19 protein-coding genes are annotated in these 26,378 nt (G+C 64.1%); 11 read left to right on the top strand and 8 right to left on the bottom strand.

The window, feature by feature from the left end; translation table 11 throughout:
• Window positions 1-3: 3 nt before the first annotated feature.
• From tssH to tssA, 8 genes are all read right to left on the bottom strand, one after another.
• A complete protein-coding gene (tssH, locus tag HX875_RS14495; RefSeq protein WP_177043691.1) occupies window positions 4-2,667 on the bottom strand; it encodes a type VI secretion system ATPase TssH in 2,664 nt (887 codons plus the stop codon).
• Window positions 2,660-3,703 (bottom strand): type VI secretion system baseplate subunit TssG, encoded by a 1,044-nt coding sequence (tssG, locus tag HX875_RS14500; protein WP_177043692.1) that lies wholly within the window; start codon window positions 3,701-3,703, stop codon window positions 2,660-2,662. Before tssG ends, tssH begins: the two co-directional genes overlap by 8 nt.
• Complete coding sequence (gene tssF, locus HX875_RS14505; protein ID WP_177043693.1) at window positions 3,667-5,526, bottom strand: type VI secretion system baseplate subunit TssF; 1,860 nt, start codon at window positions 5,524-5,526, stop codon at window positions 3,667-3,669. Before tssF ends, tssG begins: the two co-directional genes overlap by 37 nt.
• Window positions 5,523-6,038 (bottom strand): type VI secretion system baseplate subunit TssE, encoded by a 516-nt coding sequence (tssE, locus tag HX875_RS14510; protein WP_010168272.1) that lies wholly within the window; start codon window positions 6,036-6,038, stop codon window positions 5,523-5,525. The genes tssF and tssE overlap by 4 nt, the downstream gene beginning before the upstream one ends.
• Before the next feature lie 210 nt (window positions 6,039-6,248).
• A complete protein-coding gene (locus HX875_RS14515) occupies window positions 6,249-6,737 on the bottom strand; it encodes an Hcp family type VI secretion system effector (RefSeq protein ID WP_003213345.1) in 489 nt (162 codons plus the stop codon).
• A 141-nt stretch (window positions 6,738-6,878) separates the two neighbouring features.
• Window positions 6,879-8,375 (bottom strand): type VI secretion system contractile sheath large subunit, encoded by a 1,497-nt coding sequence (gene tssC, locus HX875_RS14520; RefSeq protein WP_017476732.1) that lies wholly within the window; start codon window positions 8,373-8,375, stop codon window positions 6,879-6,881.
• Between the two features lie 2 nt (window positions 8,376-8,377).
• On the bottom strand, window positions 8,378-8,884 hold the full coding sequence (tssB, locus tag HX875_RS14525; protein ID WP_010168268.1) for a type VI secretion system contractile sheath small subunit: 507 nt from the start codon (window positions 8,882-8,884) through the stop codon (window positions 8,378-8,380).
• Between the two features lie 54 nt (window positions 8,885-8,938).
• Window positions 8,939-9,958 carry a type VI secretion system protein TssA gene (tssA, locus tag HX875_RS14530; protein WP_177043694.1) on the bottom strand — a complete coding sequence of 340 codons (1,020 nt, stop codon included), beginning with the start codon at window positions 9,956-9,958 and terminating at the stop codon, window positions 8,939-8,941.
• A 404-nt stretch (window positions 9,959-10,362) separates the two neighbouring features.
• Here tssA and tagH point away from each other — a divergent pair, with 404 nt between their 5' ends.
• From tagH to HX875_RS14585, 11 genes are all read left to right on the top strand, one after another.
• Window positions 10,363-11,685: a type VI secretion system-associated FHA domain protein TagH gene (tagH, locus tag HX875_RS14535; RefSeq protein WP_177043695.1), complete on the top strand. Its 1,323-nt coding sequence runs from the start codon at window positions 10,363-10,365 to the stop codon at window positions 11,683-11,685.
• A 62-nt stretch (window positions 11,686-11,747) separates the two neighbouring features.
• Window positions 11,748-12,254, top strand: coding sequence for a type VI secretion system lipoprotein TssJ (tssJ, locus tag HX875_RS14540; protein ID WP_177043696.1), 507 nt, complete (start codon window positions 11,748-11,750; stop codon window positions 12,252-12,254).
• A gap of 14 nt (window positions 12,255-12,268) precedes the next feature.
• Window positions 12,269-13,603 carry a type VI secretion system baseplate subunit TssK gene (gene tssK, locus HX875_RS14545; protein WP_177043697.1) on the top strand — a complete coding sequence of 445 codons (1,335 nt, stop codon included), beginning with the start codon at window positions 12,269-12,271 and terminating at the stop codon, window positions 13,601-13,603.
• Window positions 13,604-13,609: 6 nt separating this feature from the next.
• Window positions 13,610-14,899 carry a DotU family type VI secretion system protein gene (locus HX875_RS14550; protein WP_063033833.1) on the top strand — a complete coding sequence of 430 codons (1,290 nt, stop codon included), beginning with the start codon at window positions 13,610-13,612 and terminating at the stop codon, window positions 14,897-14,899.
• Window positions 14,896-18,396, top strand: coding sequence for a type VI secretion system membrane subunit TssM (gene tssM / locus HX875_RS14555; protein WP_177043698.1), 3,501 nt, complete (start codon window positions 14,896-14,898; stop codon window positions 18,394-18,396). The genes HX875_RS14550 and tssM overlap by 4 nt, the downstream gene beginning before the upstream one ends.
• Window positions 18,393-19,046 carry a type VI secretion system-associated protein TagF gene (gene tagF / locus HX875_RS14560; protein ID WP_177043699.1) on the top strand — a complete coding sequence of 218 codons (654 nt, stop codon included), beginning with the start codon at window positions 18,393-18,395 and terminating at the stop codon, window positions 19,044-19,046. The genes tssM and tagF overlap by 4 nt, the downstream gene beginning before the upstream one ends.
• Window positions 19,047-19,766 (top strand): PP2C family protein-serine/threonine phosphatase, encoded by a 720-nt coding sequence (locus HX875_RS14565; RefSeq protein WP_177043700.1) that lies wholly within the window; start codon window positions 19,047-19,049, stop codon window positions 19,764-19,766.
• Entirely contained in the window at window positions 19,763-22,765 is a 3,003-nt protein-coding gene (locus HX875_RS14570) for a serine/threonine-protein kinase (RefSeq protein ID WP_177043701.1), read from the top strand. Before HX875_RS14565 ends, HX875_RS14570 begins: the two co-directional genes overlap by 4 nt.
• Complete coding sequence (locus HX875_RS14575; protein WP_177043702.1) at window positions 22,765-23,469, top strand: ABC transporter ATP-binding protein; 705 nt, start codon at window positions 22,765-22,767, stop codon at window positions 23,467-23,469. Before HX875_RS14570 ends, HX875_RS14575 begins: the two co-directional genes overlap by 1 nt.
• Complete coding sequence (locus HX875_RS14580) at window positions 23,469-24,653, top strand: ABC transporter permease (protein WP_177043703.1); 1,185 nt, start codon at window positions 23,469-23,471, stop codon at window positions 24,651-24,653. The genes HX875_RS14575 and HX875_RS14580 overlap by 1 nt, the downstream gene beginning before the upstream one ends.
• Window positions 24,646-26,358, top strand: a complete 1,713-nt coding sequence (locus HX875_RS14585) for a formylglycine-generating enzyme family protein (RefSeq protein ID WP_177043704.1) — start codon at window positions 24,646-24,648, stop codon at window positions 26,356-26,358. The genes HX875_RS14580 and HX875_RS14585 overlap by 8 nt, the downstream gene beginning before the upstream one ends.
• Window positions 26,359-26,378: the final 20 nt, after the last annotated feature.

Raw genomic sequence — 26,378 nt, forward strand, 5'->3', positions numbered from 1 at the left:
TGTTTACGCCGCGTCGCTGAAGTCGTAGTGCAATTCGTTATCCCGCGTGCTGATGCGCACGCCTGCCAGTGCCTTGCCTTCGAGCATGCGGGTGAGGAATTCGCGGCTCATGTCCGGCAGCAGGCTGTTGGTCAGGAGGGTGTCGATCATCCGCCCGCCACTTTCGGTTTCGGTGCAGCGGGACACGATCAGGTCGACCACGTCATCGTCGTAGTTGAAGTCGACCTTGTGGGTGTTCTCCACGCGCTTTTTGATGCGGTTGAGTTGCAGGCGAGTGATCGCTTTCAGCATCTCGTCGCTCAGCGGGTAGTACGGGATGGTCACCAGGCGGCCGAGCAGCGCCGGCGGGAAAATCTCCAGCAGCGGCTGGCGCAGGGCCTTGGCGATTTCTTCCGGCTCTGGGATGTTCGCCGGGTCCTTGCAGACCCGGGAAATCAACTCGGTACCGGCGTTGGTGGTGAGCAGGATCAAGGTGTTCTTGAAGTCGATCACCCGGCCTTCGCCGTCTTCCATCACGCCTTTGTCGAACACCTGGAAGAAGATCTCGTGCACGTCCGGGTGGGCTTTTTCCACTTCGTCCAGCAGCACCACGCTGTAGGGTTTGCGCCGCACGGCTTCGGTCAGCACGCCGCCTTCGCCGTAGCCGATGTAGCCCGGTGGCGCGCCCTTGAGGGTGGACACGGTGTGGGCTTCCTGGAACTCACTCATGTTGATGGTGATCACGTTCTGCTCGCCGCCGTACATGGCTTCGGCCAGGGCCAGGGCGGTTTCGGTCTTGCCCACGCCGGAGGTGCCGGCGAGCATGAACACGCCAATCGGCTTGCTCGGGTTGTCGAGGCCGGCGCGGGAGGTCTGGATGCGCTTGGCGATCATCTGCAAGGCATGGTCCTGGCCGATGATGCGTTTCTTCAGGTGCTGGTCGAGGTTGAGCACCGTCTCCAGTTCGTTGCGGGCCATGCGGCCCACCGGGATGCCGGTCCAGTCGGCGACCACCGAGGCCACGGCCTGGTAATCCACGGTCGGCAGGATCAGCGGGGTTTCACCTTGCAGGGTGCTGAGGCGCTGTTGCAGGTCGACCAGTTGGGCACGCAGTTCATCGTTGCCGCTGTCCACTACGCCGGCTTTTTCACGCAACGTGGCGCGGGTAGCGAGCAACTCATCGACCAGGGTTTTCTCTTCGGCCCAGCGGGTTTCCAGAGTAGCCAGGCGCTCGCGTTCGGCGCTGAGCAGGGCTTCGCTGTTGGTCTGGCGCGCACCGATGGCGATGCCGATTGCATGCTCGCGGGCGATGATTTGCAGCTCGGTTTCCAGTGCCTCGATACGGCGCCGACTGTCATCCACTTCCGCCGGCACCGCGTGCAGGCTGATGGCGACGCGGGCGCAGGCGGTGTCCAGCAGGCTGACAGATTTGTCCGGCAACTGGCGCGCCGGGATGTAGCGGTGGGACAGCTTCACCGAAGCTTCCAGCGCTTCATCGAGGATCTGCACCTGATGGTGCTTTTCCATGGTCGAGGCCACGCCGCGCATCATCAGCAGCGCCTTGTCTTCCGAGGGCTCGGCCACTTGCACCACCTGGAAACGGCGGGTCAGGGCCGGGTCTTTTTCGATGTGCTTCTTGTACTCGGCCCAGGTAGTGGCGGCCACGGTACGCAAGGTGCCGCGAGCCAGTGCAGGCTTGAGCAGGTTGGCCGCGTCACCGGTGCCGGCGGCGCCACCGGCACCCACCAGGGTGTGGGCTTCGTCGATAAACAGGATGATCGGTTTCGGCGAGGCCTGGACGTCTTCGATGACCTGGCGCAGGCGCTGTTCGAACTCGCCTTTCATGCTCGCGCCGGCTTGCAGCAGGCCCACATCGAGGCTGCGCAGTTCCACGTCTTTCAGTGCCGGCGGCACGTCGCCGGCGACGATGCGCAGGGCGAAGCCTTCCACCACAGCGGTCTTGCCGACGCCGGCTTCACCGGTGAGGATCGGGTTGTTCTGGCGCCGACGCATCAGGATATCCACCAGCTGGCGGATCTCTTCATCGCGCCCCACGATCGGGTCCAGCTTGCCGCTGCGGGCCTGCTCGGTCAGGTCGACGGTGAAGCGCTTGAGGGCTTCCTGCTTGCCCATCGCGCTCGGCGCCATGGCACCGCTGGCTTCGCCGGGTACGGCCCCGGCGTTGAAGCCGTCGCTGGCGCTCAGGGCGTTTTCCGGCGAATCACCGACGTATTCATCAAAGCGTTCGCTCAGTGCTTCGGCCTTGATCTTGTCGAACTCACCGGACAAGCCCAACAGCGCATGGCGCAGGCTTGGCGTCTTGAGAATCCCCAGCACCAGGTAACCGGTGCGCACCTGGCTTTCGCCAAACATCAGGCTGCCGTAGACCCAGCCACGCTCCACGGCTTCTTCCACATGGGACGACAGGTCGGTGATCGACGTCGAACCACGGGGCAGGCGGTCCAGGGCCTCGGTCAGGTCACGAGCCAGCCGCGCCGGCTCGACGTTGAACTGGCGGATGATGCGATGCAGGTCCGAGTCCTGCAGTTGCAGCAACTGGTGAAACCAGTGGGCCAGTTCCACATACGGGTTGCCCCGCAGTTTGCAGAACACGGTGGCGGCTTCGATGGCCTTGTAGGCCACGCTGTTGAGTTTGCCGAACAGTGCGGCGCGACTGATTTCACCCATGCTCTGGATTCCTTGAGGTGTTGGCGTGTTCGGCGTAATGCCGGGCCAGGATTAGGTCGTTGGCGTCGTGCCCGGGTTGGCCGAGCCAGGTGTTGAAGCCCAGGCGGAACTGGCCGTTGAGTTGCAGGGCCGGCACTTCCGGTTGTTGCAGGATCAGGTTCAGGTCCCAGTCCAGTTCGTGGCCCAGGTACTCGGCGACCCACGCCACCAGCTCGTTGAACGGCTGGCTGCCGGGCAGCATGCCCATGTAGTCATCGAGCTTCAGCGGGCCGAGACGAATGCGGAATTTATGCTGGCGGTCCCACACATGGCTGCCCAGGCAAAAGTCCACGCCCAACTGATTGGCACTGACACTCACGCGGCTGCGCTCGGGCAGTTCCAGCCATTGGCCGACGTATTCTTCGATCTCCACCGGCAGCCCGAAGTACTCGCCGAGAATCGCCTTCAGGCCGTCCGGGTAGCGGGTTTGCGCCGACAGGTGACCGCTGTAGTGCAGCTTTGCCGTGTCGGGGATCAGGCCCTGGTTGAGCAGGCTCGGGGTGCCTCGACCGCTCAAGGCGGCCAGGCGCGCCGACCAGTAGTCATCGTCCGGGCGGTCGTGGCTGACCGTGGGCCGCGCCTCCGCCCAGGCCCGGTAGAACAGGGTCAGCAGACGGTGGTGGAACACATCCAGGAAGCGCTTGCTGGTGCTGTCGGCATTGTTGCGCTGGCGCTCGCGCACGTACTCGGTGATGTGCAGCGGCAGCGGGCCGTTGGGGCCGCCGAGGCCAAAAAAGAACTGCTCCAGCCGTGCCGGTTTGCCATCCGCACCGGGCTCGACCGAGGCCAGTGTGGCCGGCGCAAAGGTGCAATCGGCCTGCTGCCCGAGGCGCAACGGATCATCCGCCAGGCGCAGGGAATGCCCCAGGCGTGGCAGGCCGGGCGATTCGCACTCGATACGACGTAGCGCCTGGAAGAAGTCATATTCCCAGGGCTCCTGATGCATCGCATCCAGGGTGGTCACAGGGTCGGACGACGTCCGGGCTTGGCTTTCCATCGCATGATCTCGCCGCGTTCGGTGGTACGGATCACCGTCTCGGTAAAACTGTTGATCGACACGTAGCGTGCCAGGAACCGTTCAAACACCGCACCGAGCAGGAACACGCCGGTGCCGCGGAACGCGTTTTCATCAAATTCCAGGGTGATCTCCAATCCCCGGCCAAACACGATCGGGCCGGGCATCGGCAGGCGGCGGGTCACCGCCTTGCTGCTGACCTCGCGCAGGCCCTCGATCTGCAGTTGCAGGGCGGCGTCGTTGCTGTCGCCATACAGGCGCAGCAGCTCGCGCAGTGCGGCGGCGCCCTGGCCTTGTTCGCTAAGCGACAGGTAGTTCAACGACAACTGGCTGATCAGGCGCCAGGCCTTGGCATCGTGGGCATGACTGGCGCGCGGGCGGCTCGGCCCGGCGACGCAGCGCACCGCCAGCACCGGGGCACTGTCGGCCAGCGTGAAGTCAGTTTTGCCATTGCCCACGCTCATGAACAGCGGCAAATCGCGGTTGGTGCACAGGGCGGTGACGCCCAGTTGGCGCAGGTCATGACGGTACGGCGCTTGCTGGCTGTCCACCAGGCTGACGAAGGTTTCGCTGCCCACGTAGGTGGAGCGCGGCCCGTTGCGGCGTTGGTCGCTCGACAACACGCGGGGTTCGCGACGCACCGTGTAGTAAGCCTGGTCACGACCGTAGCGCGACGGATCGCGCACGGCGTAGAACGGCAAAAAAGGCTGCTCCGGCCCGGTGCCGTGGCCCGTGATACCGCTCAGGGAGTGAATCTCGAAATCCATCGGCCGGGTGCGGTCGGCGATCACGTGGTGTTCGTTGACCCGCTCGGACAAGTGAATCCGATCCACGCGCTTGGGAAACAGGTTGATCGCCGGGGTGCAGAACGGCACGAATTGCGCCTTGCCGACGCTGCCTTCCAGGCTCGGATCGTGACGGTCGAACAGCACGATCAGCTCCAGCTCCTGGCCGTCACAGCGTTTGACTGCGCGGCTCAGCTCAGCGAACTCCACGAACAGGAATCGGTGGGGCAGGGCGAAGTATTCCTGGAGCAAGCGATAGCCCTGGAAGGCGCGGGGCACCACCGGCATCGCTGCATCGGCGTCGTCAAAACCCCGGGAGCGCAATGCGTCCGGCGGCAGGCGCTCGACCCAGTCGCCTCCAGGTTTGCGTGCAAACACCGCGCAGGCATTGCCCAGCAATTGTTCGTAGAGGCGGAACGGTTGCTCGTCGGCACCACTGAGGTACAGCGGCAAGTTATCCAGCGCGAGGCTGTTGAAGGGCAGTTCGGCACCGGTGCGCAGGGTCAGGCGCAGGCCGGCCTTGGCCTTGGGTTCACTGGCGGCCAGACGCCCCAGCACCGCAGACGGGTTGCCGAAATACTCGGCCTGGGCGACCTGCAACGGCCACAGCGTCACCGGGTGAGCGGTGCGGTACTCGCAGCAGGTCTGGGTTTCGCGGCCCAATGCGGCGCGCAATACGGTGTCGCGGGGCAGCGGAAAACCGCTGGCCAGGGAACCTTCATCGGGATCGGCCTGCAACTGCACCACGGTCATCGACGGGGTCGGCGCCAGGTAGTGCGGGTAGGCGATCTCCAGCAGGTTATTGGTGAAGGTCGGGTACTCGGCGTCGAGCTTGAGCTGGACCCGGGCCGTGAGATAGGCAAAGCCTTCGAGCAAGCGTTCGACGTACGGGTCGGCGCAGTCCATGCCGGACAGGGTCAGCCGACTGGCGATCTTCGGGTATTCCTTGGCGAACTCTGCGGCGCTTTCGCGCACGTGGTGCAGTTCCTGGTTGTACAGTTCCAGCAGGCGCGGGTTCATGGGCGTCTCCGCTGATCGGCGTTCACCACACGCACATGGCCCGACTCCAGGTCCAGGTCGGTTTGCAGCAACAGGCGCAACGGCACCGGCTGCGCCCACAGGTCGCCCTCGATCTCGAAGCTCAAGGCGTTATGGTTCATCTCGCCATGGCCGACGCGTGCCTTGACCCGCAGGGTATGGCGCAGGATACGTGGCTCGAAGGTCGCGATAGCCTGTTGGATCAAGGCTTCCAGCGCACTCACGTCGACACTGGAGACACTGTTGCCCGCCAGCGCCGGCAGCCCGTAATTGACCACCGAGGTACCGGCCGGCGTGTGCAGCGTGGCATCGGCGTTGAGCAATGAAGTGGTGTTGAGCAGCCACGTCAGGTCACGCAGCACGGAGGCTTTCAATTGGCTCAGGGACAGCACGCGTTTGTCGGCGCTTTCCTTGGGATTGGTCGGGTCATCGTCGGTCAACCGGTCCAGCAGGGACGGTTGCAGACGATCGCGGGAAGCAATTTCAGTTACCACCAAAGCAGCTCCACGGACGGGTTGCGAGAGGAACAAAGTACCCGACCCGTAGCAGCTGTCGAGCGAAGCGAGGCTGCGTTCGGCTGCGAAGCAGTCGTAAAACGAACACCGGGACTTATCAGTCAACTATCGGTGGCCGGATTGCGAGGACTTCGTCCTCGAACGCAGCCTCGCTCCGCTCGTCAGCGGCTACGGGGCGAGGGTTACAGATCAGCGTTTGGTGTTGGAGCGGATGTTCCAGCCAAACTTGATCGCGCCACCGTCTTTGGTGCCGTCGGCTTTCTGTGGCTGGTAGTCCACCATCACCTGGGCAAAGTTCAGGGTGACGTTTTCGGTCAGGCGATCATCGCTGCCCGAACCGCCGGTGCTCAGGGAGGTCACCAGCACTTCTTCCAGGTTGATGATCATGTACTCGACCTGGCTTTCACCGCCGGCCTTGCGCACGGTCAGGGTGACCTTGTCGATGTGCTTGCCGCTGGCGCAGTGCATCATCAGGTTCGGCGAGGCCTTGTCGACGTACTTGGTCAGCGACAGGTCCTGGATGTTCACCTTGCCCGCGCCGCCGCCGCCGCCCACGTGCATGTTGCCGGACTGGGCCATGCCCCAGCTCCAGTTCAACACGTCGATTTCGTCCTTGTGGGCCTTGTCCATGGACTCGCCCTTGATGTCGCCGATCTTGATGAAAATATCAACAGCCATGTTTTCTCCCTGTGTGGTCTCAGCCACGATATGTTGTTTTTGTGGGAGCCGGGCTTGCCCGCGATGGCATCACTGCGGTCTGACTGACAGACCGCGTTGCCTGCATCGCGGGCAAGCCCGGCTCCCACAGAAGAGCGTTACTTACGCGCCTTTCGCCGAAGGCAGTTTCGATACCAGACGCAGCGACACGGTCAGCCCTTCGAGCTGGTAGTGCGGGCGCAGGTAGAACCTGGAGTTGTAGTAACCCGGGTTGCCTTCAACGTCTTCCACGATCACTTCGGCGGCCGCCAATGGATGCTGGGCCTTGGTGGTTTCGGTGGAGTGCGCCGGGTCGCCGTCGACGTAGTTGAGGATCCAGTCCTGCAACCAGCGCTGCATCTCGTCCTTCTCTTTGAAGGAGCCGATCTTGTCGCGCACGATGCACTTCAAGTAGTGGGCGAAACGGCAGGTGGCGAACAGGTACGGCAGGCGTGCGGCCAGGTTGGCGTTGGCGGTGGCGTCCGGGTCATCGTATTCGGCCGGTTTCTGCAACGACTGGGCGCCGATGAAGGCGGCGAAGTCGGTGTTTTTCTTGTGCAGCAGCGGCATGAAACCGTTCTTCGCCAGTTCCGCTTCACGGCGGTCGCTGATGGCGATTTCGGTCGGGCACTTCATGTCCACGCCGCCGTCATCGGTCGGGAAGGTGTGGGCCGGCAGGTTCTCGACTTCACCGCCCGACTCCACGCCACGGATGCGCGAGCACCAGCCGAAGTGCTTGAACGAGCGGTTGATGTTCACTGCCATCGCATAGGCGGCGTTGGCCCAGGTGTACTTGGAGCTGTCGGCACCGTCGGTGTTTTCTTCGAAGGCGAAGGCTTCCACCGGGTCGGTCTTGGCGCCATACGGCAGGCGCGCCAGGAAGCGTGGCATGGTCAGGCCGATGTAGCGCGAGTCTTCCGATTCACGCAGGGAGCGCCAGCCGGCATATTCCGGGGTGGTGAAGATCTTGGTCAGGTCGCGCGGGTTCGACAGTTCCTGCCACGAGCCCATGCCCATGACGGTCGGCGAGGCCGCGGCAATGAACGGCGCGTGCATCGCAGCGCAGACTTTCGACAGCTCGCCCAGCAGCTCTACGTCGGGAGGCGACTGGTCGAAGTAGTAGTCGCCTACCAGGCAACCGTAAGGTTCGCCGCCGAACTGGCCGTATTCTTCTTCGTACATCTTCTTGAAGATCGGGCTCTGGTCCCACGCGGTGCCCTTGAATTTCTTCAGGGTCTTGTGCAGGTCCGGCTTGGAGATATTGAGCACGCGAATCTTCAGCTGCTCATCGCTCTCGGTGTTGTTCACCAGGTAGTGCAGGCCACGCCAGGCGCTTTCCAGTTGCTGGAAATCCTGGTGATGGATGATCTGATTGACCTGGGCGGTGAGCTTGGCGTCGATGGCGGCGATGATCGATTCAATCGACTTGATCGCGTCGTTGGACACCAGGTCCGTCTGGGCCAGTGCCTGCTCGGCCAGGGTGCGCACGGCCGTTTCCACGGCTTCGCGGGCGCGCTCGGTCTTGGGTTTGAATTCTTGCAGCAGCAGCGACGCGAACTCGCTGGTTTCTTCGGTGGCGCCCAGGTTCTGGGCGCCTTCGCGTGCGGTATTCTCGGTCATGATTACTGATCCCCTGCCGGCTTCGGCGCGCTCGCAAGGGCCTGCAGCAATGCCGGGTCCTTGATCGCTTTCATGATGATTTCTTCAGCGCCGGTCTTGCCGTCCATGTAGGTCAGCAGGTTGGCCAGTTGCGTGCGGGCTTCGAGCAGCTTGTTCAGCGAATCGACCTTGCGCGCCACGGCGGCGGGGCTGAAGTCGTCCATGCTTTCGAAGGTGATGTCCAGGCTCAGGTTGCCTTCGCCGGTCAGCTCGTTGGGCACGTGGAACGCGACGCGTGGCTGCATGGCCTTGAGGCGCGAGTCGAAGTTGTCGACGTCCACTTCAAGGAACTTGCGGTCGGCCACAGGCGCCAGAGGTTCGGCGGGCTTGCCGGCGAGATCGGCCATCACACCCATGACGAAGGGCAACTGGACCTTTTTCTCGGCGCCGTAGAGCTCGACGTCGTACTCGATCTGCACTCGAGGCGCACGGTTGCGCGCGATGAATTTCTGAGAACTTTGCTTCGCCACGTTGCTGCTCCTGGTCGCTTGAGCGACGGTGTTGTAACTGCGCGATCCGTACGCTTACTCGCTGTCCGGCCCACGCAGATTTTCAAATTGGGACATGCCGTCCGGAATCAGGTTGCGCACGATGGCCGCAAAGTCGGCGTGCACCAGATTCTTCGCCCGGTTCAACAGCACCGGCAGCGGGCTCGAAGGCTCGTGCCGGGTGTAGTACGCAAGGATTTTGTCGAGGCTGCGCAGCACTTCATCGCGGTTGGCGATGTCGCCGCTGGGGCGTGCTGCAACGGGCGCGGCGGCGTATTCAACCGAGGGGGCATTGTCGTCACTGACAACCTCGGGCTCGCTGGCGGCGCCACTGTGTGGGGCGTATTGGTTGAGTATCTGCACGGCCTGCTTGAGCAGTTGCTTCAAGGGGCCGAGGTCTACGCCCTGGGCGGAACCGACCTGGTCGCTGACGTATTGTTCGATGGCGTCGCAGGCCGTACGGGCGGCGTTCAGCGCATCGCGGGTGGCTTGCAGTTGCTCGGCGTCGCTGTCGAGGAATGCGCCGTTGAGCTGTTCGGCACCGAGGTTTTCGCCGGGGAAAGGTTGCAGCCCGCTGGCATTCAGCGCAGCCCGCAGGCTGACGGGGCCGAAGGTGCGCGAGCGGGTGAGAATGGCTTCGCGCAGCAGGCGGATGTTCGCGTCGCTGGTCACGCCGCTGAGGGCGTTGATGCGCACGGTGGGGTCGTTGTCGTCATCGGCATCCAGGCGCGGATGCAGGTCGGCCCAGTACTCGCGCAGCAGCGCGTTGATCAGCGTGAGCGCGTCGGCAAGCCCCGCAATACCCTGGAGGGCGAGGGCGCTTTGCAACAGGAAATGGGTGATGCGCAGGTCTTTGCTGCGTTGCAGGAGGTCGAGGCTTTGCTGCTGGATGCTGCGCCATTCCGGAGGTTCGGCAGGCAGGATCGAGTCGCCCATGCTGCGCTCGGGTTGACCCTGTGCGGCACGCTCAAGATGCAAATAATCGGCGTCATATTCCAAGTCTTCGCCACAAGGCGAAGCCGCGGAAACGGCGGCGAGCAGCAGAGGCACATCCACTAAATTCGATCTCCCTATCAGCCCGTTAGATGACGGGCAACTCATGCGTTAGTTGCGCGAGGAACTTTGCATGTTTTCTTGGTCATATTAAGCGCTTTGACATCGTGCTGATTTCAAAGTGCCATCATTGGTGTTCAAGAAGTTGTGCATTTTTGGTGTAGTACTTATGCCTTGTCAAGGTAAGCTATTCGCCCTCTATGACAGATGTGCGGTGCTTAACATCTTGTGCGACTGATCAGTCGAAGCAGGTGCCGGGGCAGGATTTTTGTCATAGAGGCCGGTTAAGATCAGCAATTACGCGGGTTGAAGCAGGCTTTCAAGGTATTGGAAGGATCTGTCGTGGATCTCTCGGGAGCACTTCTCCCCAGAGATGGCCGCGCGCGAAGTATCAGCAAGGAGGCAAGATGTCGCTGTGCTTGACTATCACTAGTTATCACAAGATTACCCCTGGCCAGTGCCCTGAAAAGTCCATGGAACAGGGAGTGATGGCTATTGGCCGCGGTTCCGAAAATGACTGGATACTGCCTGATCCCGAGCGCCTGGTTTCCACGCAACATTGCGTTATTCAGTACAAAGATGGCCGTTATTATTTAACCGATAACAGCACTAATGGTGTTGAGTTAGTGCATGCCGGTATTCGTTTGCGCCGGGGAAACAGCGAGCCATTACACGACGGCGAACTGATCCGCATCGGTGATTACGAGATCCAGGCGCGCATCGATTTCAACCTGAAAGTGACAGACAACCCGGCGTTCGCCGGCGACTCCTCCAACAGCTTCGAAGCCCTGATGGGCGCCGCCGTAAAGGCCCCGACGCCGCAACCGGTGATCGCGCCGCAGTTCCAGGGCGCCTCGTCGATGGACACCCTGCCGGACCTGTTCGACTTCCTCGCGCCCACCAGCGTCCCGCCGGCCACCGTGCACGATCACGTGCCGGCCGAACAACACGACTTCCGCCCGCCGACGCCGCAGCCTGTGGTTGAGCCACCGGCGCCGGTGGTCTCCGGCTCGGTGATTCCTGAAGACTGGGATCTGTTCGGCGACGCCCCAGCGCCCAAGCCGCTTGCGCCGCCACCAGCGCCACCACCGATCATCGAGCCACCCAAGGTCGAGCAACCGCTCCCGGTGGCCGACGCCAATCAACCAGACTTATTGCAAGCCTTCCTGCGCGGTGCGGGCCTTTATCAATTGCGCCTGGACAAGGCCCAGGCTGAAGCGCAGATGGAAAGCATCGGCCGCAGCTACCGGCTGATGGTCGAAGGCCTGATTGACGTGTTGCGTGCCCGCGCCAGCCTCAAGGGCGAGTTCCGCATGCAGCAGACGGTGATTCAACCGGTGGAAAACAACCCGTTGAAATTCGCTCCGAATGCCGATGAAGCGTTACTGCTGCTGCTACGCCACAGCAACCAGGCGTTTATGGCGCCGGACGTGGCCGTGCGCGACAGTTTCGACGATCTGCGTGCTCACCAACTGGCCGTCATGGCCGGGGTCGAGGCCGCCATCAAACACCTGCTGACACGCTTCGAACCGGCGCAGCTCGAAGAGCGCATGGGCAAGCCCGGCGGGCTGTCGAGCCTCTTTAACGGTTCGCGCCAGGCCCAGTATTGGCAAAAGTTCACCGAGCTCTACAGCAATATTTCCCGCGAAGCCCAGGAAGATTTCCAGGACCTGTTCGGGCGTGAATTCAGCCGTGCCTACGAAGAGCACAGCACCCGACAGCGACGCTAAAAACACCGCCGCATCGCAACAATGGAACAACGGATAGCTAAGTACGTCATTGAGGACGCAGGATGATTCCCAGGTTTTTACTCGCAGCCGCTACAGCGTTTCTGCTGACGGCGTGTGCCAAGGACGCAGCCAAACCCGAGGCCCCCGAGGCTGAGGCCGACACCGCCGCCGTCGAGCTGCATTTTCACGCCATCTCCGGGCTCAACCCCGGTTCCAATGGCCAGGCAGCCCCGGTGCGGGTGCGGATTTTCGAACTGAAAAACGCCGCCACCTTCAGCCGTTCCGATTACTTCGCCCTGGCCGATCGCGCCCAGTCGACCCTCGGCCTCGACCTGCTCGACCAGGACGAAGTGGTGATCCAGCCCGGCCAGCAATTGAGCGTTCAGCGCGACCTCGACCCGTCCACCCGCCAGATCGGCCTGCTGGTGGGCTATCGCGAACTGGACCGCGCCGAGTGGCGCACCGTACTGAATGTGCCTGCGCGTCAGTACACCGAATACCAGATCAGCCTCGATGTGCATGCGGTGCGTGCCGACGTCGTGGCTCCCCCCTCCAGCCCTGCCCAATAAGAATCGGAGCCCCCATGTCCTGGAACAATCGCGTGGTCTGGTCGGAAGGCATGTTCATCGGAACGCAGCACTTCCAGCAGCATGACCGTTACCTGGAAAACCTGATCGATGCGCGCAGTCGCCCGTTGTCGGCGGGGGCCTGGGGTTTCTCCGAGTTGTTGATCGACCAGGGCCTGCTGGCCCAGGGCAAGCTGGCGATCGTCTCGGCGCGTGGCCTGTTGCCCGACGGCACACCGTTCAATATCCCCCAGGATGACCTGGCGCCGAGCCCGCTGAACATCGACGAGCACCTGCGTGACGGACTGGTCTACCTGGCGTTGCCCCTCAAGCGTGCCGGCGCCCGCGACACCGTCGACGAAGGCGAAGCCCTGGAGGCGGCGCGCTACGTCAGCCAGGTGCGCGAAGTGCGCGACGACAACGCGCCCTTCGAAAATCGCGCGCCCGTGGCGGTCGGCTCCCGCGCCTTGCGCCTGTTGACCGCCCAGGATGGCATCAGCGATTACGCCGCCATCGGCCTGGTGCGCATCAAGGAAAAACGCGCCGACCGCGCGCTGGTGCTGGACGACAGTTACATCCCGCCGGTACTCGACGTGACCGCCAGCAAACCGCTGACTGCGTTTCGCAGCGAGCTGCTGGGCCTGCTGCACCAGCGCGGTGAAGCATTGGCCGGGCGCGTGGTGGCGTCCGGTGCCGGTGGCGCTTCAGAGATTGCCGACTTCATGCTGCTGCAACTGGTGAACCGCGCCCAACCGCTGATCCAGCACCTGAGCCAGTTGAGCCCCCTTCATCCGGAACGGTTCTTCAGCGAACTGGTGAGCCTGGCCGGCGAGTTCTCCACCTTCTCCACCAGTGGTCGCCGCCCCCAGGAATACCCGCAATACCAGCACGACGACCTGAGCCTGAGCTTCACCCCGGTGATGCAGGCCCTGCGTGAAGCACTGTCGATGCTGATCGACAGCAAGGCCACGCCGATCCCGATTGTCGAGAAAGCCTACGGCGTGCACGTGGCGATGCTGGCCGACAAAACCCTGATCGACAGCGCCAGTTTCATCCTGGTGGTGCGCGCCGACGTGCCCGGCGAAACCCTGCGCGCGCGCTTCGGCCAGCAAAGCAAAGTCGGCTCGGTGGAACACATCCGCGACCTGGTCAACCTGCAACTGCCGGGCATTGGCCTGCTGCCGTTGCCGGTGGCGCCACGGCAGATTCCGTACCACGCAGGCTCCACCTACTACGAGCTGGACCGGGGCAGCGAGCACTGGCAGCAACTGAGCAACTCCGGTGGTTTTGCGTTCCACATCGCCGGCCAGTTCCCGGGGTTGAACCTGGCTTTCTGGGCCATCCGAGGATAATCCGCGATGCATCCGAATGACGATGACCGCACCCAGTTCATGCCGCGCCCGGGTGGCCGCGCGCCGGAGCCTGTTCGTGCAGAGCCGGCGCCGCTGTCGATGCCTGCCGCACCGATTTTGACCGGCAAGGCCCAAGGCCTGAACCCGCTGGAAAGCGCCGCCGGCCCGCTGCTGTCGCTGCTGACCCGCCTGCGCAATACGATCTCGCACCCAGCGCCGTCGAGCCTGCGTGCGCAGTTGCTGGCCTACCTGCGCCAGTTCGAAGAGCGTGCCGAGGCGGCCGGCGTGGCGCGCAATGACGTGCTGCTGGCGCGTTACGCGCTGTGCACCGCCCTCGATGAAGCGGTGCTGAGCACCCCGTGGGGCAGTGCCAGTGACTGGGGCAAGCAGAGCCTGTTGATCACCGTGCACAACGAAGCCTGGGGCGGCGAAAAGGTCTTCCAGTTGCTGGATCACTGCCTGCAAAGCCCGCGCGAACGCCTGTACCTGCTGGAGCTGTTGTACCTGTGCCTGTGCCTGGGTTTCGAAGGCCGCTACCGCGTGATGAACGACGGCCGCAGCCAGTTGGAAGCCCTGCGTGAGCGCACCGCGGCGGCGATTCGCAGTGCCCGTGGCGAGCATGAGCGCGAGCTGTCGCCCCATTGGCGCGGCGTGACCGTGGCCCGTGATCGCCTGGCGCAATTCATGCCGCCGTGGATCGCCGTGGCCATCGGCGTGGCGCTGCTGCTGGCGTTGCTGTTCGGGTTGCGGATGAAACTGGCGTCGGATGCCGAGCCGGTATTCAAGAACATTCATGCCCTGGGCGAGATCCCGGTGCAGGCCATCGACCGTCCGGTAGCCCAGCCGAAAATCATCGAGCGGCCACGCCTGGCGGGCTTCCTGGTGGAAGACATCAAGGCCGGCCGCGTCGCGGTGGAAGATGCCGTCGACCGTTCGGTGGTGACCATCCGTGGCGACGAACTGTTCGCCTCGGCCAGCTCCAGCATCGTCGATGACTTCCAGCCGCTGATGCTGCGCATCGCCGACGCCATCCGCAAGGTCAAGGGCCAGGTGCGCGTTACCGGCCACAGCGATAACCGTCCGATTGCCACCCTGCGGTTCCCGTCCAACTGGGCGTTGTCCGAGGCGCGGGCCAAGTCGGTGCTGGAGATTCTCGCGGCCAAGACCGGCCAGGCGGAACGCTTCAGCGCCGAAGGCCGCAGCGACACCGAGCCGGTGGCGACCAACGCCACCGCTGAAGGCCGTGCGCGCAATCGCCGGGTAGAAATCACCGTATTGGCGGAGGGGGTCGAGTGAAGGCGTTTTTCAGTTTTGTGATTCGCTGGGTGATCCCGTTGCTGGGCCTGATCGCCTTGAGCCTGATCATCTGGTTTGTGGGGCCGTTGCTCGACGTGCTGGTGCCTGAAGGGCGTCGCTGGGCGCTGATCATCCTGGTGTTCGCGGTGTGGATTGCCTACCGCGTGTTCCGGGTGATCCAGGCCCGCCGCCAGGCGGCCGAAGTGATGCGCAGCCTCGCCGCAGAAACCCCGCCAGACCCTGCCAGTGTTGCCACTGCCGAAGAGCTGGCGACCCTGCGCCAGCGCATGGACGAAGCCCTGGCCCTGTTGAAAAAGGCCAAGCTGGGCGGTGACGAGCGCCGCAACCTGTATGAGTTGCCGTGGTACGTGATCATCGGCCCGCCGGGTTCGGGCAAGACCACCGCGCTGGTCAATTCCGGGCTGCACTTTCCCCTGGCCGCGCAACTGGGTGCGGGTGCGGTGCGTGGCGTGGGCGGTACGCGCAATTGCGATTGGTGGTTTACCGACCAGGCCGTATTGCTCGACACCGCTGGCCGCTACACCACCCAGGACAGCAACTCCACGGTGGACAAAGCCGCCTGGCTGGGCTTCCTTGACCTGCTGAAAAAGCAGCGTTCCCGGCGCCCGATTGACGGCGCGTTTATCGCCATCAGCCTTTCGGACCTGCTGCTGGGCAGCGACGCCGAGCGTGCTGCGCATGCCGCCGCGATCCGCCTGCGTATCCAGGAGCTGTACACCCAGCTGGGCGTGCGTTTCCCGATCTACCTGATGCTCACCAAGCTCGACCTGGTGCCGGGCTTCATGGAGTTCTTCGACAACCTGAGCAAGGAAGAGCGCGCCCAGGTGTGGGGCATGACCTTCGCCCTGGACGACGGCAAGAACAGCGACAGCCCGCTGGCCCACCTGCAAAGCGAATTCGCCGGCCTGGAACAGCGCCTCAACGAGCGCCTGGTGGAACGCCTGCAACAGGAACGCGACCCGGCGCGGCGCGACCTGATCTACGGTTTCCCGCAGCAGTTCGGCGCGTTGAAGGATTGCCTGCAAGGCTTCCTCGAAGGCGTGTTCAAACCCAATGCCTTCGAAGAACGCGTGTTGCTGCGCGGCGTGTACTTCACCAGCGGCACCCAGGAAGGCAGCCCGATTGACCGCCTGATCGGCGCCATGGCCCAGAGCATGAACCTGGACCGCCAACACCTGGCGCGCCAGACCGGCACCGGGCGCAGCTACTTCATCGAAAAACTGTTCACCGCCGTGGCCTTCGCCGAGCGTGGCCTGGTGGGCGTCAACCCGAAGGTGGAGCGCCGCCGCAAGTGGATTGCCCGTGGTGTGCTGGCCGCAACCGTGGCGTTGGTGGTGGTGGTGAGCACCCTGTGGTGGGTGAGTTATCGCGCCAACCAGGCCTATATCGCCCAGGTCGACCAGAAGGTCGCGCCCCTGGGCCAGACCGTGCAGAACCTGAGCCCGGCGCAGCGCGAAGTGCTCGCGGTGCTGCCCTTGCTCAACGCCGTGAAGAACCTGGCGGGCGACTCACCGAGCTGGTCCGAAGGCTTGGGCCTGTATCAGGGCGACATGCTTGAGGCCGAATCCGCCAGCGTCTACCGCAAGCTGTTGATCGCCGTGTTCGCGCCCCGTCTGGTGACGCGCATCGAAGAGCAACTGCACGGCGGCGGCAACTCCGACTTCCTCTACGAAGGCTTGAAGGCCTACCTGATGCTCGCGGATAACGAGCATTACGACCCGGACTTCATCAAGGCCTGGATCGCCCTGGACTGGGATCGCAACCTGCCGCGGGACCTGCCGGCTGATCAGCGCCAGGCACTGATCGGGCACTTGCAGGCCTTGTTCGAACGTCATCCGCCAAGCGCCCGTCTCGACCCGCGCTTGATCGACGACCTGCGCCGGCAACTGCAACAACTGCCGGTTGCCCAGCGGGTGTACGACCGGATCAAACGCCAGAAACTGCCCGAAGGTGTGCCGGACTTCCGCATCAATGAGGCAGCGGGCCGCGATGCGGCGCTGGTGTTCAGTCGCAAGAGCGGCAAGCCGCTGGGTGAGCCCTTGAGCGGCTTCTTTACCGCCAAGGGTTATCGCCAGGGCTTCCTGCTGACCAGCCTGAACCAGACCGGCACCCTTGCTGAAGAGCAATGGGTGCTGGGCCGTGAACAGGCCGATCAACAGAATGTCGTCAGCCTCGCCGCCGATGTGCGTCGCCTGTATTTCCAGGACTATCAACGCCAGTGGGACGCCTTGTTGGCGGATATCGACTTTGTGCCGATCACCAGCGTGGCCCAGGCGGCCGACGTGTTGCGGGTGATATCCGGGCCGACCTCGCCGCTGAAAAAACTGCTGGTGGCGGTCTCCAAGGAGACCGACTTGCAGGCGGAAGAACGCCTGCTGGCCGCCAAGGGCGCGCCGGTTGAAGGCGGCGTCGACAAGCTCAAGGAGCGCCTCGGCAGCCTGTTGGGTCAGGACCAGCCGAGCGCGAATGCACCGGCGGCCAGTGAAGATCCGGTGACGGCGCACTTCGCCGAACTCAACAGCATCGTCAGCAAGAACGAAGGCGAACCCGCGGCCATCGACGGCCTGCTGGCGGACATGAACGCGCTGTATGTGCAGGTCAGCGCGATGGTCGGGGCCAGCGGCGATGCGCTGCTCGGCGAGGCGAAAAACCAGGCAGCGGCGGCGGCCACGCGGGTCAGCCTGAATGCTGAACGCCAGCCACCGCTGGTACAGGGCATGGTCAAGTCGGTGGTCAACTCCACCACCAACAGCATGATGGGCGGGGTGCGTAACCAACTGAATGCGGCGTGGGTCAGCGAAGTGGTGAACGTGTATCGCCAGTCCCTGGCCGGGCGTTATCCGATGTCGCCCGGCAGTGCGCGGGACGCGACGCTGGATGACTTCGGCCAGTTCTTCGGGGTGGGCGGGGTGATGGACAACTACTTCCGCAAGTACCTGCAGCCTTACGTCGACACCTCCACGCAGACCTGGCGCTGGCAGCCGGGCGCGGCGCAGAAGCTCGGCATTGCGCCGGGCGTGCTGCAAACCTTCCAGCGGGCGGCGACCATCCGGGATGCGTTTTTCCGTGCCGGTGGCACTCAGCCGATCGTGCGCTTTGAACTCAAGCCGGTGGCGATGGACGCGACCATCACCCAGTTCCTGCTGGACCTCGACGGCCAACAATTGAGCTACGACCACGGCCCGAGTCGCCCGGTCGCGATGCAGTGGCCCAACCCCGGCAGCATTGGCGTGGTGCGCATTTCCATCATGCCGCCGTCGGCCAGCGGGCGCTCCGGCGTGACGCTGGACGGGCCGTGGGCCTGGTTCCGGCTGCTTGAGCAATCGGACCTGACTGCCGGCAACTCGCCGGACCGCTTCAACCTGCGGCTGCGGGTCGATGGTGCGAGCATCTCCTACGAGCTGCGGGCCAACAGCGCCTTCAACCCGTTCAAGAGCCGCGTGCTTAACGGCTTCAGCCTGCCGGAGCGGTTATGACCACGTTGGGCTTCTACGGCAAGCTGGCCAGCCGTGGCGACTTTGTCAGCCGCGCGCTGCCACAGAGTTTTATCGGCCCCTGGGACAGTTGGCTGGCGTCCGGATTGCTCGCCAGCCAGAACCACCTTGGGGCTGGCTGGTTGAACGCTTACCTGGTCAGCCCGCTGTGGCGCTTCGTGTTGGCGCCGGGTGTGTGCGGGCCGGACGCGGCGGTGGGCGTGGTGATGCCGAGCATCGACCGGGTGGGGCGCTATTTCCCGCTGACGGTGGCTGCGCTGTTGGATCACGACACCGACCCGGCCTCCGTCATCTGCGGCCCGGACGCCTGGTTTGAGCAGGCGGAAGAATTGCTGCTGAGCACGCTGGATGCCGGCGCTACGTTCGAAGGGTTCAGCGACGGCATCGACCGCCTCGGTGCGCCAGCCTGCCAGCCACGCCTGTCGGGCCGCCGCTTCGCCAGCCTGCAGCGCGTCGATGTCACCGACCCGCAAGGGCGGATGACCGCACTCGCCGAGCTGGCCTGTGAAGGTGCCAGCTTGTGGTGGGGCCGTGGCTCGCCACAGATTTCCCCCGGTTTATTGCGGTGTCAGGGCCTGCCTGCCGCCGGCGATTTTGCGCAATTTTTGCTCGGCCAAGAAGGTGTTGTGTAGATGCGGTCCACGTTCAAATCCGCCAGCAAAAGCCATGTCGGCATGGTTCGCCAAGTCAATGAAGACGCCTGCCTCGACCTGCCGGAAAACGGCCTGTGGGTGGTGGCCGACGGCATGGGCGGGCACGCGGCGGGGGATTACGTCAGCAGCTTGATCGTCGACAGCCTGCGCAGCCTGCCCGTGGGCCGTTCCCTTGAGGAATACACGGCGGCGTTGCGCAGCGACCTGTTGCGGGTCAATGGCGCGGTGCGCGAAGAAACCGCCCACCGGGGCGTGACCATGATGGGCAGCACGGTGGTGCTACTCGCCACCCGAGGCTTGCGCGGCGTTTGCCTGTGGGCCGGCGACAGTCGCCTGTATCGCCTGCGGGACGGCGTGCTGGAAGGCATCTCCCGCGATCACAGCTACGTGCAGGACTTGCAGGACAGCGGCCTGCTCAGCGAAGCCGACGCCCGGGTGCATCCACGGGCGAATATCGTCACCCGCGCCATTGGTGTGGAAGCGCAGCTGGCGTTGTCGTCGGTCGACCTGTTGATCGCGCCTGGCGACAGTTACCTGCTGTGCAGCGACGGGTTGAACAAGACCGTCGAAGACCACGAGATTCGCGAAGTACTGAGCCATGACGAGCCGGATGAAATCGTCCGCAGCCTGGTGCACCTGGGGCTCAACCGCGGCGCGCCGGACAACATCACCGCCATCGTTGTGAAGGTGTCGACATGAACATCATCATTCCCGGCTACGACATCGAAGGCGAGATTGGCGTTGGCGCCATGGCCAGCGTGTACCTGGCAACCCAGCGCTCCCTGGAGCGCAAGGTTGCGTTGAAGATCATGGCCGCGGCGCTGGCGGCCGACCCAAGCTTCTGCGAACGCTTCCTGCGTGAAGGCAAGACCCTGGCGCGCCTGTCTCACCCGCACACCGTGACCATCCATGACATCGGCAATGTCGGTGAGCTGTATTACATGGCCATGGAATACCTGCCCAACGGCACGCTCAAGGAGCGCATCGCTGCCGGCCTGACGCCGGAGCAGGGGCTGACGTATATCCGCCAGATCGCCTCGGCGTTGGGTTATGCCCACGCCCAGGGTTTGGTACACCGCGATGTGAAGCCGGCGAACATTCTGTTTCGCGCGGATGGCACGGCGGTGCTGTCGGACTTTGGTATCGCCAAGTCGCTGGATGACCGCACCCAGTTCACCCAGGCCGGGTTTGCCGTCGGCACGCCGAGCTACATGAGCCCGGAGCAGGCGCGGGGCCAGGAGATTGATGGCCGGGCCGACCTGTATGCGCTGGGCGTGGTGCTCTATGAAATCCTGGTGGGCAAGCTGCCGTACAACGGCACCGATGCGCTTTCCACGGCGCTGGCGCACCTGACTGAACCGCTGCCGGAATTGCCGGTGCACCACGGGCGTTATCAGGAAGTGCTGCGCAAGTTGCTGGCCAAGGACCCGGCGGAACGTTTCCCGGATGCGGCGGCGTTGCTGCTGGCGTTGGACCACTTGCCGAAGGAGGAGCAGGTGGAGGCGACGCTGATTCGGCCTTTGCCGATTCCGGTTCCGGTTCCAGTCTCGAATGACCTGGCTGGACTCACGCCGGTCTCCATCGAAATCCCGACCGATAAACCGCAGCCGGTGCGCCAATCGGTAGTGACACCGACGCAGCACTCCGCCGTGTCCGAACAAAACCGTGGGCCGGTGCTGGCGCTGGCAGCGGTTGCCGTGGCGGTCGCGCTGGCGATTGGCGGTGCGAGTTACTGGTGGCTGAAAGATGACGCGCCAGCCGCCGCGCCGCCGGTTGTCGAGGCTGCCAAAACCGTTACGCCGCCAGCCGCACAACCTGTAGTCGCGGAGGCCGACGGCGGTCAACGCCCGTTGCTGATGGCTGGCAAGAAAACCCTGTTCCAGCGCGTATTGAGCAAGCCGGGCGCCAAGCTTTCCCACGAAGCGGGCGGGGCGCCGGGCGAAGGCTTGCCGGCGTTCTCTGTGCTCTATGTCTACCAGCGCAAGGACATCGACGCCAGCCCGTGGCTGCGTGTGGGCGCCGCCACCGACGGGCGCAGCGACGGCTGGTTGCCGGCGGCGCAAGTCAGCGACTGGAAGCAGAGCCTGGTGCTCAAGTTCACCGAGCGTTCGGGCCGGGCGCCGGTGATGTTCCTGCGCCAATCCGCCGAAGTGGAAAAGCTGCTGGCCGACCCTGGGGCGGCAAAAAACCTGTTGCTCAAGGTGCAGAAAAACAGCGAGGACAACCAGCAAGTGCTGGCCCTGGAACCCACCGCCAGCGCCGTCCCACAGAACCAGTTCTACCTGCTGCCGATTTTCGACTCCAAGGAGAGCTTCGACGAGAACGGCCAGCCGGTGCAGTTGCTCAACGTCGCCTCCATCGACCCCGGCAACACGCCGAACAGCGTGGCCAAGGCCGTTGCGCGCGCACCCGTGGCGGATGCCGACGCCTTCCGTACCGCGGTGGTGCTGGTGGTCGACACCACCGTCTCGATGCAGCCCTATATCGACCAGGTGCGCGACGTGGTGCACGAGCTGCAGACCCGCATCGCCGAACGTGGCGAGCTGGACAGCGTGAGCTTCGGCCTGGTGGGCTTTCGCAACAGCATCAAGAAAACCCCCGGCCTGGAATACGTGGCCAAGACCCTGATCACCCTCGACCAGGGCCGCGACCCGCAACGCTTCCTCGACATGGCGCGGCAGGTGAAGGCATCCACCGTGTCCAGCCACTCGTTCAACGAAGATGCGTTCGCCGGGGTGATGCAGGCGGTGGAGGGCATGGACTGGTCCGGCTACGGCGGACGCCTGATCCTGCTGGTGACCGACGCCGGTGCGTTGCGCAAGAACGACCCGTTCGCCACCACCCAGATGAACGAGGCCGAAGTGCGCCAGGCGGCATTGGGCAAGCAGATCAAGATCTACGCCCTGCACCTGCGCACCGACGCCGGCAAGAAAACCCACAGCGGCGCCGAAACCCAATACCGCACCCTGACCGCCGACGCCAACCCGCAGATCGGCGATTTGTACACGCCGGTTCCGGGGGGTGATGTGCGCAAATTCGGCGAGCGTGTCGATGAGATCGGTACCGTGTTTGCCAACCTGGTGCATCAGGTGCGCAGCAACACGCCGCAGCCGGTGCCGCTGCTCAGCGCTGCGCCGACCCTGGCAGACAAGTCCGCCGCCGTCGGTTATGCAATGCACATGGATTTCCTCGGGCGCAAGACCGCGAGCCAGGCGCCACAACTGGTGAGTGCCTGGACCGCCGACCGCGACCTGACCAACACCGCGCTGCCGGCCTTCCAGGTGTGCGTGATGCTGACCAAGTTGCAGCTCAACGATTTGCAGCAATCGCTGAAACTGATCGTCGACGCGGCGCGCAAGACCCAGACCTCACCGAAGGATTTCTTCCAGGAAATCGCCAGCGCCTCGGCCTATATGAGCCGTGATCCACAGGCCTTGAAAAAAGGCGGAAACCTGGCTGACGGCGGCATCCTCGGCGAATACCTCGAAGGCCTGCCGTACCGCAGCAAGTCGCTGAACATGACCCAGGACTTGTGGCTGTCGTTGAGCGTGGCCGAGCAGGAAGACTTTATCGACGAGCTGGATTCGAAGATTCGTCTCTACGAAACCTTCCACAACGATGTGGCGAATTGGGTCCGTTTCGGCGATGCCGAGCCGGGCGATGCGTTGTACCGCGTGCCGTTGTCGACGCTGCCGTAATGCTGAACCTGAGCGCGGTGCACAAGAGCCGGGGCGTGGGCGCCCAGCGCTACAGCCTGGTGATTCCGGGCCTGCAACTGCGTGCGGGTGAACAGCTGGCGGTGGTCGGGCCGAGCGGCTGCGGCAAGAGCACCCTGCTGGATTTGCTGGCGCTGGTATTGGCGCCGGATCAGGTCGGGCAGTTCGATTTCAACGGTGCCGACATCGCCGGGCTTTGGCGGGCTGATCAGCAAAGCGCGCTGGCGGATTTGCGCAGTCGGCACCTGGGTTATGTGCTGCAAACCGGTGGCCTGCTGGGCTTTCTCGATGTGCGCGGCAACATTGCGCTGTCGCGGCAACTGCTGGGCTTGAAGGACGACGGCAGCGTGGCGCGGTTGGCTGAGCAGTTGGAGATCACCGATCAGTTGGCTAAGAAGCCGGCGGCTTTGTCCGTGGGCCAGCGTCAGCGGGTCAGTTGCGCGAGGGCTCTGGCCCACGGCCCGCAACTGTTGCTGGCGGATGAGCCCACCGCGGCGCTCGACCCGTTGAACGCCGAGCGGGTGATGCAGGCGCTGCTGGCCCAGGCCCGGAATAACAGCGCCTGCTGCGTGATCGCCACCCATGACGAACCCCTGGCCCGTGCCAGCGGCTTGCAGGTGCGGCGCATCAGTTGCCGTCGCGACACCGACGGCGGCGTCACCGCCACCCTCGGGGAGGCCTGCTGATGCGTATCGCATTGGTGGCCTCCCTGACCTGGCAGGATTACCGCAACGATGCGTGGCTGTCGGTGTGTTCGGTGCTCGCGCTGGTGGCCGTGATCGCGCCGCTGCTGGTGTTATTCGGCCTGAAATATGGACTGGTTGGCAGTTTGACCGAACGTTTGGAAAACGACCCGGCCACCCGGGAAATTATTCCGTTGGGCGGTGGTCGATTCAGCAGCGAATTTGTCCAGCAGCTCCGCCAGCGCGGCGACGTGGCGTTTGCCTTGCCGCGCACCCGGCAGATTGCGGCGACGGCGCAGTTGGGCGCCGTCACGGTGGAGATGCTGCCCACCGCCGACAACGACCCGTTGCTGGCTGGCATGCCAATGCCCAAGGGCCTGGATCAAATCGTCCTGAGCCATACCGCCGCCGAGAAGCTCGGGGCAAAGGCCGGGGATTGGCTGCAGGCGAGTTTCGGTCGCCAGGTGGCGGGCCGGGTCGAGGCGCAACGCACCCGTCTGCAAGTGCTGCAGGTGTTGCCGCTGGAAGCCTTCGCCCGGGATGGATTGTTTGCGCCTCTGGGCTTGCTGGAGGCGGCGGAAGATTATCGCGATGGCCGCGCCGTGCCGGCGTTTGGCTGGGACGGCGATGTGGTAGGCGTGAGTGAGCAGCGGGTTTACCCGGCGTTCCGCTTGTATGCGCGGCGCCTGGTGGATGTGGAGCCGCTGCGGGTGTATTTCGCCGGGCAGAACGTGCTGGTGTCGACCCAGGCCCAGACCATCGCCCAGGTGCAGTCGTTGAGCCGCAACCTGTCGATCGTGTTCTGGATCATCGCCGGGCTGGCTCTGGCAGGTGCATTTGCCGCGATCTTTGCCGGCGCGCTGGCGGCGGTTGCACGCAAGCGCCGGGAATTGTCGGTGCTGCGGTTGTTGGGTTTTTCCACGGCGGGGCTGTTGCTGTTCGTGGTGTTGCAGGCGCTCTACAGCGCAGGGTTTGCCGCGGTGTTGAGCGGCGTGTTGTACGGCCTGGCAGAGTCAGGCCTGAACCAATTATTCGTGCAGGTGCCGGGCGAGTACGCCAGTCACCTGCTGGCGCGTCATTACGGCCTGGCCCTGGCTGCTGTCCTGGGCGTCAGCGCCGTGGCGGCGGCCTGTGGCGGTTGGCGTGTGGCGCGTATCCAGGCTTCTGAAGGAATCAGAGATGTATAAGTTACTGGGCGCCGCCGTGGCGCTGACCCTGGCCACTGTGGCTTGGGCCGATGAGGCAAGCGACAAGCTGGACAACCCCAAGCCGTTGCCGGACGACGTCAGCCTGCCGCTGCCCTGCGAAGGCAACATGGTGTTCCGCTACGCCTATGTGCTGGCCCAAGGCACCCTGGACGACCGTGAGATCAGCCTCGGCTACCCGTTCAGCGAAGGCGAGGCGGGCTACCAGCAGTCGTTCATTTCCGGTTATCGCCGCGACTTTATCAACGGCCAGTTCACCCTCAAGGACCTGCCCAAGGACTGGAACAAGGTCATCGCCCCGCTGATGCCCAAGACCGACGCCAAGACCCCGCTCAAGCCGATGCTGTACTTCATCGGCAAGTACGAAGTCACCGCCCGGCAATACGCCCAGGTCATGTCCCAGGCGCAATCCCTGGCCAGCGGCGAGCCGGCCCCGGCGTGCGACGTACCCACCGGCATGGCGGCGCGGTTGCCCAAGGTCAAGCTGTCGCGCTTTGAGGCTGAGCGCTTCTCGGCGGTGTACAGCGCCTGGCTGATGAAATACCACCGCGACTTGCTCCCGGTGAGTGGCCGCGGCGCTTCGGCGGATGACGGCGGCCTGGGCTTTGTGCGCCTGCCCACCGAAGTGGAATGGGAGTTCGCCGCACGCGGCGGCCAGGCGGTCAGCCGTCAGGACCTGGAAGGCCGGCTATTCCCGCGGCGCACCGAAGGCAGTGAAAGCGACGGCCCGCTTGCCGATTACGCAGTATTCAACCAGGTCGCCGGTGGCACCGGCCAGGCTGCACGGTTGATGCCCATCGGCACCAAATTGCCCAACCCGATCGGCATGTTCGATGTGATCGGCAACGCGGCGGAAATGGTCCAGGAATCGTTCCAGCTGGTGCACGCCGGGCGTCGCCAGGGCACCTACGGCGGCTTTGTGGTCAAGGGCGGCAACTACCTGGAAGGCGAGGGCACGCTGTTTACCGGCATGCGCCGCGAGTACCCGTTGTTCGCCGCCGACGGCACCGAACAAAGCAACGAGACCACCGGCTTTCGCGTGGCGATTGGCGCGTTGTCGGCGCCGCGCTCGCGCTACAAGGAACTGTTCGTCCAGTGGCAGAAAGAAGGCCGCCTGGCCTCGCTGACCGACGCCATCGACGACGCCCAGGACCCGACCAAACGCCTGGACAGCATCATCGCCGCCAGCGTCGACCCGCGCCTGCAAGCCGAACTTGGACTGGTCAACGAAGAGCTCAAGCGCAACGTCTCGCTGATCGCCCAGCAGCGCGAAGAGGCGGCCGGCAACCTGATTCAGTCTGCGGCCCTGGTGGCCGAGACCATCAACAACTACAACATCCGCCTGATCAATTTGCAGAAGAGCCGCCAGCAGGCCATCGACGCCAAGGACGAGGCCAGCGCGCAGCTGTTCGCCACGGCCATCACCAATGGCCGCAGTGCGCTGGACGGTGCGGTGGCGATCTACATCGACAACCTGGCCACCGGCACGCGCTACACCGATGCGGTGATCCAGGCGCAGTTTCAACGGATCAAGGAAGAGTTGGATCGCAAGCCGGTGCTGGGCAAGAGCCTGGTGACGCGCGCGACGTTATTCGTTCGCCATGTGGGCAACTACCGCAAGCAACAGCGGGCCGACCCGGCAACGATTTTGAAGGAATTGCTCGCAGCGAGCGGTCAGCGGTCTTGACCGTTGGTTGTATGGCGAGC

The sequence above is a fragment of the Pseudomonas yamanorum genome (genome assembly GCF_013386765.1).
GTDB classification, from domain to species: Bacteria; Pseudomonadota; Gammaproteobacteria; order Pseudomonadales; family Pseudomonadaceae; genus Aquipseudomonas; species Aquipseudomonas yamanorum_A.

Excerpts from the sequence above, each read along its gene's own strand:
- HX875_RS14570 (WP_177043701.1), top strand. The coding sequence starts at position 19,763 with ATGAACATCATCATTCCCGGCTACGACATCGAAGGCGAGATTGGCGTT.
- tssG (WP_177043692.1), bottom strand. The coding sequence starts at position 3,703 with ATGGAAAGCCAAGCCCGGACGTCGTCCGACCCTGTGACCACCCTGGAT.
- tssH (WP_177043691.1), bottom strand. The coding sequence starts at position 2,667 with ATGGGTGAAATCAGTCGCGCCGCACTGTTCGGCAAACTCAACAGCGTG.
- HX875_RS14515 (WP_003213345.1), bottom strand. The coding sequence starts at position 6,737 with ATGGCTGTTGATATTTTCATCAAGATCGGCGACATCAAGGGCGAGTCC.
- HX875_RS14550 (WP_063033833.1), top strand. The coding sequence starts at position 13,610 with ATGCATCCGAATGACGATGACCGCACCCAGTTCATGCCGCGCCCGGGT.
- HX875_RS14580 (WP_177043703.1), top strand. The coding sequence starts at position 23,469 with ATGCGTATCGCATTGGTGGCCTCCCTGACCTGGCAGGATTACCGCAAC.
- tssF (WP_177043693.1), bottom strand. The coding sequence starts at position 5,526 with ATGAACCCGCGCCTGCTGGAACTGTACAACCAGGAACTGCACCACGTG.
- HX875_RS14565 (WP_177043700.1), top strand. The coding sequence starts at position 19,047 with ATGCGGTCCACGTTCAAATCCGCCAGCAAAAGCCATGTCGGCATGGTT.
- HX875_RS14575 (WP_177043702.1), top strand. The coding sequence starts at position 22,765 with ATGCTGAACCTGAGCGCGGTGCACAAGAGCCGGGGCGTGGGCGCCCAG.
- tssJ (WP_177043696.1), top strand. The coding sequence starts at position 11,748 with ATGATTCCCAGGTTTTTACTCGCAGCCGCTACAGCGTTTCTGCTGACG.
- HX875_RS14585 (WP_177043704.1), top strand. The coding sequence starts at position 24,646 with ATGTATAAGTTACTGGGCGCCGCCGTGGCGCTGACCCTGGCCACTGTG.
- tagF (WP_177043699.1), top strand. The coding sequence starts at position 18,393 with ATGACCACGTTGGGCTTCTACGGCAAGCTGGCCAGCCGTGGCGACTTT.
- tssK (WP_177043697.1), top strand. The coding sequence starts at position 12,269 with ATGTCCTGGAACAATCGCGTGGTCTGGTCGGAAGGCATGTTCATCGGA.
- tagH (WP_177043695.1), top strand. The coding sequence starts at position 10,363 with ATGTCGCTGTGCTTGACTATCACTAGTTATCACAAGATTACCCCTGGC.
- tssC (WP_017476732.1), bottom strand. The coding sequence starts at position 8,375 with ATGACCGAGAATACCGCACGCGAAGGCGCCCAGAACCTGGGCGCCACC.